Origin of the sequence: Streptomyces palmae (genome assembly GCF_004684805.1) — a bacterium.
Lineage (GTDB): Bacteria > Actinomycetota > Actinomycetes > Streptomycetales > Streptomycetaceae > Streptomyces > Streptomyces palmae.
The window spans coordinates 1-7,798 of sequence record NZ_SRID01000331.1 but is presented as its reverse complement, the minus strand read 5'-3'; the positions used below and the strand labels follow the sequence as shown (position 1 = coordinate 7,798).

8 protein-coding genes are annotated in these 7,798 nt (G+C 72.9%); 3 read left to right on the top strand and 5 right to left on the bottom strand.

Features of this window, described 5'->3' with window-relative positions:
• Window positions 1-45: 45 nt before the first annotated feature.
• Genes npdG through E4099_RS25720 form a run of 5 tightly spaced genes read right to left on the bottom strand, consistent with a single transcriptional unit; the run spans window position 46 to window position 5,209 of the window.
• Window positions 46-756, bottom strand: a complete 711-nt coding sequence (gene npdG / locus E4099_RS25740; protein ID WP_135341503.1) for an NADPH-dependent F420 reductase — start codon at window positions 754-756, stop codon at window positions 46-48.
• A 58-nt stretch (window positions 757-814) separates the two neighbouring features.
• A complete protein-coding gene (locus E4099_RS25735; RefSeq protein WP_135341502.1) occupies window positions 815-1,801 on the bottom strand; it encodes a carbohydrate ABC transporter permease in 987 nt (328 codons plus the stop codon).
• The gene (locus E4099_RS25730; protein ID WP_135341501.1) at window positions 1,798-2,763 is read right to left on the bottom strand and encodes a carbohydrate ABC transporter permease; all 966 of its coding nucleotides are present in this window, start codon (window positions 2,761-2,763) and stop codon (window positions 1,798-1,800) included. Before E4099_RS25730 ends, E4099_RS25735 begins: the two co-directional genes overlap by 4 nt.
• On the bottom strand, window positions 2,760-4,103 hold the full coding sequence (locus tag E4099_RS25725) for an ABC transporter substrate-binding protein (protein WP_135341500.1): 1,344 nt from the start codon (window positions 4,101-4,103) through the stop codon (window positions 2,760-2,762). The genes E4099_RS25730 and E4099_RS25725 overlap by 4 nt, the downstream gene beginning before the upstream one ends.
• Window positions 4,100-5,209 carry a sialidase family protein gene (locus E4099_RS25720; RefSeq protein ID WP_135341499.1) on the bottom strand — a complete coding sequence of 370 codons (1,110 nt, stop codon included), beginning with the start codon at window positions 5,207-5,209 and terminating at the stop codon, window positions 4,100-4,102. The genes E4099_RS25725 and E4099_RS25720 overlap by 4 nt, the downstream gene beginning before the upstream one ends.
• A gap of 375 nt (window positions 5,210-5,584) precedes the next feature.
• Between E4099_RS25720 and E4099_RS25715 the strand changes: the two genes are divergently transcribed.
• From E4099_RS25715 to E4099_RS25705, 3 genes are all read left to right on the top strand, one after another.
• Window positions 5,585-5,785 (top strand): DUF5708 family protein, encoded by a 201-nt coding sequence (locus E4099_RS25715; RefSeq protein ID WP_135341498.1) that lies wholly within the window; start codon window positions 5,585-5,587, stop codon window positions 5,783-5,785.
• Between the two features lie 53 nt (window positions 5,786-5,838).
• Window positions 5,839-6,441, top strand: coding sequence for a hypothetical protein (locus tag E4099_RS25710; protein WP_135341497.1), 603 nt, complete (start codon window positions 5,839-5,841; stop codon window positions 6,439-6,441).
• Between the two features lie 153 nt (window positions 6,442-6,594).
• The coding region (locus E4099_RS25705) for an MFS transporter (RefSeq protein ID WP_245245163.1) at window positions 6,595-7,798 on the top strand (1,204 nt) is incomplete at its 3' end.

Here is a 7,798-nt window from a genome sequence, read left to right as displayed (position 1 = left end):
CCGTCAACCGCCGCTACAAGGCCCCCGCGGCCCCGCGGAACCCGCTCAGACGTCCGTGACCCGCAGCCCCGCGTGGGCCTTGTAGCGGCGGTTGACGGAGATCAGGTTGGCGACCAGGGACTCCACCTGGTGGGCGTTGCGGAGGCGTCCGGCGAAGATGCCGCGCATGCCCGGGATGCGGCCGGCCAGGGCCTGGACCAGGTCCGTGTCGGCGCGGGACTCGCCCAGGACCATCACATCGGTGTCGATCTCCTCGATCCCCGGGTCCTGGAGCAGCACCGCGGACAGGTGGTGGAAGGCGGCGGTGACCCGGGAGTCCGGGAGCAGCGCGGCGGCCTGCTCGGCGGCGCTGCCCTCCTCGGGCTTCAGCGCGTAGGCGCCCTTCTTGTCGAAGCCGAGCGGGTTGACGCAGTCCACCACGAGCTTGCCGGCCAGCTCGGCCCGGAGGGACTCCAGCGTCTTGGCGTGGCCCTCCCAGGGCACGGCGACGATCACGATGTCGCTGCGCCGGGCGCACTCCGCGTTGTCGGCCCCCTCGATGCCCAGCTCCGCGCCCAGCTCCTCGGCGGCGGCGCGGGCGCGCTCGGCGGCGCGGGAGCCGATGACGACCTTCTGGCCGGCCCTGGCGAGCCGGTAGGCCAGTCCCCGGCCCTGGTCGCCGGTGCCGCCGAGGACACCGACCACCAGGCCGGATACGTCGGGCAGCTCCCAGGGGTCCTTCGCCGGGGCCTTCTTCGTCTGATCAGTGGCAGTCATGCCAGCGATACTCCCACGCGACCTGCGTCGACGCGGTGCCGTCCGGCGTCGCCGGCGGTCAGGACTTGACGCTGCCCTCGGTGAGGCCGGTGCGCCAGTACCGCTGGAGCACGCCCATCAGGATCATCAGCGGGAGTACGGACAGGAAGGCGCCGCCGACCGTGTACTGGTACAGCTCGGGCTGCCGGTCGGCGTACCCCTGCCAGGAGGTCAGGCCCAGCTGGATGGGGTACAGGTCGGAGTCGGAGAGCATGACCAGCGGCAGGAAGAAGTTGTTCCAGATATGTACGAACTGGAACAGGAAGACGGTCACCAGCGCCGGGGTCATCAGCCGCAGCCCCAGCGTGGAGAAGATCCGGACCTCCCCCGCCCCGTCGATCCGGGCCGCCTCCAGCAGCGAGTCGGGTACCGCGGCGGCGGCGTAGATGCGGCACAGGTACGCCCCGAACGGGCTGACCATGCTGGGGAGCAGCACCGCGGAGTAGCTGTTGGCCAGGCCCAGCTCGCTGAAGAGCAGGTAGAGCGGCAGGGCCAGCGCGGTGCCGGGCAGCAGCACCCCGGCCAGGACCACGTTGAAGACGCCCTCCCGGCCCGGGAAGTCGAACTTGGCCAGGGCGTATCCGGCCGCGGCGGACAGCAGGGTGGCCAGCACCGCGCCGACGCCGGCGTACAGCAGGCTGTTGAGGAACCAGCGCACGTAGATGCCGTCGTCGTAGCTGAGCACGGCGCGCAGGTTGTCGATCGGGTGGGGGTGGGAGAACCAGAAGCCGAAGCTGCCGAAGAGGTCGCTGGTGGACTTGGTGGAGGAGACCGCCAGCCAGTACACCGGGACCAGGAAGTAGACGGCGGCGACCGCCAGCAGCGAGACGGTGATGACGCGGTGCGCCAGCGGGGGTTCCTGGGCGGGCCCGGCGGCGCGCCGCCGTTTCGCGGTGCCGCCGGTACGGGCCGGGGCCGGGGGCGCGGCCGGTGCGGACACGGTGCTGCCGGTGCCCCGCCGCTCGCCCGGCTCCTCCGGCTCGGTGACCGTGCTGACCGGGCTCATCGGGCACCGCCCCGCGCCCGCCGCCGGACCGGTGTGCCGCGCCGGGCCGCCTTCGGGCGCCGTGGGCGCTGGCCCACCAGCCGCAGGAAGCCGAAGGAGAGCACGCAGGCGACCAGCGCCAGCAGTACCGCCTCGGCGGCGGCGATGTGCTGGTTGTCGCTGGTGAAGGCCTGGTTGTAGGCGTGGAGGTTGGGGGTGTAGCCGGAGTCGATGGAGTTGGTCAGCGGGCGCAGCACCATGGGTTCGGCGAACAGCTGGAGGGTGCCGATCAGGCTGAAGACGGTGGTGAGCACCAGGGCGGGCCGGATGAGCGGCAGCTTGACGTACCGGGCCACCTGCCAGGCGTTCGCCCCGTCGATCCGGGCGGCTTCGTACAGCTCGGTGGGCACGGCCTTGAGCTGGGCGATCAGCACCAGCATGTTGTAGCCGGTGAACTGCCAGGTGACGATGTTGGCGATGGACCACAGCACGGCGTCCCGGGACAGGAAGTCGATGTCCCAGCCGACCGAGTGGGCCATCTCGTGCAGCGGGCTGATGCCGGGTACGTAGAGGAAGCCCCACAGGATGGAGGCGATGACGCCGGGCACTCCGTAGGGCAGGAAGAAGGCGGTGCGGAAGAAGCCGACCCAGCGGGCCGAGGCGGCGTCCAGCAGCAGGGCCAGCCCGGTGGCGAAGGCGATCATCACCGGGATCTGCACCGCGCCGAACAGCAGCACCCGGGCGAAGCCGGCGGTGAAGCCGTCGTCGTGGAGGGCGTGCGAGTAGTTGGCGAAACCGGCCCAGACCTCCCGGGTCTCGCCGCCCAGCCCGAGCGGGCCGGTCCGCTCGACCCGCAGCAGGCTCTGCTGGATGGCGTAGCCCAGGGGCGCGAGGAAGCAGAGGGCGAACAGGGCCAGGAAGGGCAGCAGGAAGAGGGCCGCGGTGCGCGCGGCCCGCGCCTCGGTCCGGGTGGGCCGCCTCACGCCGCCGCCACTTTCAGCCCCTTGTCCTTCAGGTCCTGGATCGTCTGGCCCTGGACCTTCCTCAGCACCGAGCGGAAGGATCCGCCGCCGTCCAGGGCCGCGGTGAAGGCGTCCCCGAGCCGCTGGTAGAGGGCGTCCACCGCCGGGCCCCACTGCCAGCTGGTGTCCACGCCCCGGCCGGCCTCCGCGAAGACCTCGCTGTACGCCTGGCCGCCGAAGAAGTCCTTGCGCACGTCGAGGTCGGCGAGGTCGAAGCCGGACTTCACGCTGGGGAAGCCGTAGCCGCCGTCGATCAGCAGCTTGACCGAGCGGGGGTCGGTGTTGAGCCAGAGCGCGAAGGCGAGGGCGTCGGCGGGGTACCTGGTGGCGGAGAAGACGGCGGTGGTGGAGCCGCCCCAGTTGGCGTAGGCGGCCTCGCCCTTCCGCCACTGCGGCATGGGCACCACCCGCCACTTGCCGGCGGTCTTGGGGGCGTTGCCGGCCAGCAGCGCGTCGCCCCAGCTGGCGCCCAGCCAGGCGGCCATCCGGCCGGTCTGGATGTCCTTGTACCAGGCGTTCTGCCGGTCCGGGATGGTCTTGACCAGCTTCTGCCGGACCAGTGCGTCCCAGAAGTCGGCGACCTTGCGGGTCGGCTCGTCGTCGATGCCGACCGTCCAGGTGTCGCCGGCGGTGCCGAACCAGCGTGCCCCGGCCTGCCAGGCCAGGCCCGCGAAGCGGTTGCCGTTGGTGGTCGAGAAGGTCTCGATCCAGGATCCCCTCTTCCGTACCGCCTTGGCCGCGGCCTCGTAGTCGTCCCAGGTCCGCGGGGTGTCGATGCCCCACTCGTCGAAGAGGTCCCGCCGGATGAACAGGCCCATCGGGCCGGATGCCTGGGGGATGGCGTAGACGCCCTTGCCGAACACCGACTGCTGCCACTGCCAGCCGACGAAGCTGCCCCTGTGCCGCTCCACCCCGTACGCGGTCAGGTCCAGCAGCCCGTTGTCGAGCAGGAAGCTGGGCACCACCGGGTACTCGATCTGGCCGAGGTCCGGCGGGTTGCCGGCCTTTATGGAGGCGTGCATCTTGGCGTACTGCGCGCCGTTGACCGCCGAGACCTTCTCCAGGTTGATCCTCACCTCGGGGTTCTCGCGGTTCCACAGGTCCACCGACTTGTCGATGCCGGGCACCCAGGACCAGAAGGTCAGGGTGATCTTCTGGCCCTTCCTGCGGGCCTTGTGCTCGCCTTCGCCGCCGCCGTCCGATCCGCAGCCGGCCAGGCCGAGGCCGGCGGCCACTGCGGCGGCCCCGCCCAGCAGGCCCCGCCGGCCGGGTCCGAGATCATCGCGGGGATCGATGCTCATGCCAGCTCCTCCACCGGAACGCGCCGGAAGGTGATCGTCGAGTAGGCACTGAAGTCGCCGGTCTCATAGAGCAGCCCGACCGTGTCCTCGTCGACCCTGACCAGGTCGGAGTAGGCGGCGGGCAGACCGTCGACGGTGTGTGTCGGGTGCCAGGTGACCCCGCCGTCCCAGCTGGACCGTACGGTCATCACGGCCCGGTAGGCGGGGTCGGCGGGTCCGGAGAACAGCAGCACGTCGGGCTCCCCCAGATGCAGCACGCTGCCCTCCACCACCGGGGTGACCAGCCCGGCCTGCGGGCGGAAGGGCCGGTGCAGGGTGGCGCCGCCGTCCAGGGAGTGGGCGTCGGCCCGGTTGCCGGGCGCTTTGGCGTCGCTGCGGGTGTTGAAGTAGACGCGACCGTCGGGGAGTTCGGCGGCGGTGGTCTCGTTGGCGTTGACATAGCCGTCGGGGTTGTCGTCGACGTAGCCGATCCGCCAGGTCTCGCCGCCGTCGTCGCTCAGCAGGCTGTGCCCGCCGTTGTAGCGGGGCTCGCTGCCGTCGTCCGTGCCGGTCGGGGGCACCGTGTGGTTGCCCGGGACCACGATCCGCCCGGCGTGCTCGCCGTACCGCAGTTGGACGGCGTGCCCGGGGGTGGTGGCGTACCAGCGCCACTCCGGCCGCTTGACCTGCTCGGTGATCTCGCGCGCGGGGCTCCAGCTGTGCCCGTCGTCATCGCTGTGCCGCACCCACACCCGCCGCCCGTCCTCGGCCGGCACCTGGCCGCGCACGATACGGGCCTCGGTGGCGTCGGCCGCGGTGCGGACGTGGACCAGGAGGATCCGGCCGCCGTCCAGCACCACCGGCGCCGGGTTGCCCGCGGTGCCGGTGCCGTTCTCGGCGACGACCGCCAGACGGCTCCAGGTCCGGCCGCCGTCGGCGGACCGCCTGAGCACCACGTCGATGTCACCGCTGTCGGCGGAGGACGCCACCCGCCCCTCGGCGAAGGCCAGCAGATCGCCCGATCCGGTGGCCACCACGGCCGGGATGCGGTAGCTGGCGTAGCCGTCGGATCCGGCTCGGAAGGGGACTGACACCTCGTAGGGACGCGCCCGCACCCCGCTTGCCATCAGACCTCCCGGTGCCTGGTCGCGATCGAGCGCTGCTGCCGGTCCACACCGGACGTAGGACGTCCCTTGTCTGCGGTGACCATAGGTATTTATCTGATGAGGCGTCAAGATGCGGCACATGAACACTTGGTGCGGGGGTCGCCGCCGCTGTGGTCCTCCGGTGTGAAGGTGTCCTGTCGACCGCGGGCTGTCCGTGGCCGATCGCGCGGTTCTCCCCCGGACTTCGTCCCGGGGGGACCCCCAGCGCCCCCGCAGGGCACTCCACCCGTCCGGAAGCGGGTGTCCGGGTCCATCGAAGGATGGAGTGGGGGCGGGGCGAAGTCGTACCAGGGGGCGAGGAGCGGGCCGGGGCGGCGGCCTAGCGTGGAGGGCATCATGAACACAACGACCAAGAACCTCCTGGAGGGCGGGGTCACGCTTGTCGCCGGGCTGGCCCTGTGGCTCTTCGGCGACCGTGTGGACCTCCCGGTGATCAGCCTGGTGAAGATCGGGGTGGTGGCGAGCTGCCTCGGCGTGGTCCAGCTGGGCTACGCCGGGTACCTGTCCCTGGGCCGGGCGCACCGCCCGAAGGGGTGAGTCCGTCCGGAGCACCCCGCGCGTCCGTCCGGGGCAGGGCAGGATGCGGCCCCATGGACGCGGTACGAGTCGCGCTGCTGCGCGAAGTCCTCACCGGTACCGAGTGGCTGACCGCCACCCGACGCTTCGCCGGGTCGCTGCGCGCCTCGGTGGCGCCGCGCGGCGGCGGGCTGCTGCTGGTGGGCAGCGCGGAGTACGAGCCCTGGCATCTGGCCGCCCATCTGGACGACGAGGCCCTGTGGTCCGGGCTGCCGGCGCTCTCCCCCACCCTGGTGCGGCACCGGGTACCGGACCGGGCGCCGGCACACCTGTCGGTGGGTCTGGGCCGGCTGGAGGCGGTACGGCGCGGTGAGACCCTGCTGGTGGTGGCGCCCGGCGAGGCGGACGCCGGGCTGCTGGAGCGGGTGCGGGACGCCCGGCACGGCGGGGCCTCGGTGTTCGCCCTGGGCACCGGGGACCGCTGCCTGGGGGAGCTGGCGCACGAGGTGCTCGCCCCGCCGCCGGAGGCCGGGCTCGACCTGGACACCGTGCAGCACCTGGTGAGCGCCGCCGCCGGGGAGAACCGCCCGCTCACCGGGCACGGCCGGCGCCGCTTCCGGGACCGGCTGGCCCGCCTCGCCGAACGGCTGACCGCGCCGCCGCCCGCCGGCTGGTGACCGCCCGGGCGGGGGCCCGCCGCCGGTAATTCGGTTGCCGAGGCGGCACCGGCCCGCCCAGCATGGCCGGACGTGACCGACCACCCCGCGCCGCCGCGCCGCCGACTGCTGCCCGACCTCTCGCCCTGGCGGTCCTCCCGCGACTTCCGCCTGATGTGGACCGCGGGCCTGGTGACCGCCTTCGGCAGCTTCCTGACCCTGGTGGCGCTGCCGCTCCAGATCAAGGAGCTGACCGGCTCGACCCTGGCGGTGGGCGCCATCGGGGCGGTCGAGCTGGTGCCGCTGATCGTGTGCGGGCTGTACGGCGGGGCGCTGGCGGACGCGGTGGACCGCCGCAGACTCATCCTGCTGACCGAGATCGGCCTCGGGCTGCTCTCCGCGGTGCTGCTGGTCAACAGCCTGCTGCCGGATCCGATGCTGTGGCCGCTGTACGTGGTGGCCGCGCTGGTGAGCGCGCTCACCGGACTGCAGCGCCCGGCGATCGACGCGGTGGTGGCCCGTATCGTGCCGCACGACCAGCTGACCGCGGCGGCTGCGCTGAACGGGCTGCGCTGGCAGCTGTCCGCGATCGCCGGCCCCTCGCTCGCGGGCGTGGTGGTGGCCTTCGCCGGGGTGTCCACGGCCTACGGGCTGGACGTGGTGACCTTCGCGGTCTCCTGCCTGCTGGCGGTCCGGCTCTCCGCGGCCCCGCCGGCCCCGGGCGCCGAGCCGCCCTCGCTGCGCGGCATCGCGGAGGGGGCGCGGTACGCCTGGCGGCGCAAGGAGCTGCTGGGCACCTATGTGGTGGACATGGCGGCCATGCTCTTCGCCTTCCCCAACGCGATCTTCCCCTTTCTCGCCGACGACCTGGACGCGCCCTGGGCGCTGGGGCTGATGTACGCGGCCGGGTCGGTGGGCTCGGTCCTGGTCGGCGTCACCAGCGGCTGGACCGCGCGGGTGCACCGGCATGGGCGGATGGTGGTCCTGGGCGCGGCCGTGTGGGGGGCGGCGATGGCCGCGGCCGGCTGGTTCTCCCAGGTGTGGCTGGTACTGCTGTGCCTGGCCGTGGCCGGGGGCGCGGACACGGTGAGCGGGCTGTTCCGCTCGACGATGTGGAACCAGACCATCCCGGACGAGCTGCGCGGCCGGCTGGCCGGCATCGAGCTGCTGTCCTACTCCACCGGGCCGCAGCTGGGGCAGGTGCGGGCGGGCGGCATGGCGGGGCTGACCGGGGTTCGGGCCGCGGTCTGGTCGGGCGGTCTGGCCTGCGTGGCCTCGGTCGGCCTGCTGGCCCTCGCCCTGCCCGGTCTGCTGCGGTACGACGCCCGCACCGACGAACACGCCGCCCGCATGCGGGACCTGCGCACCCGCCCCGCCC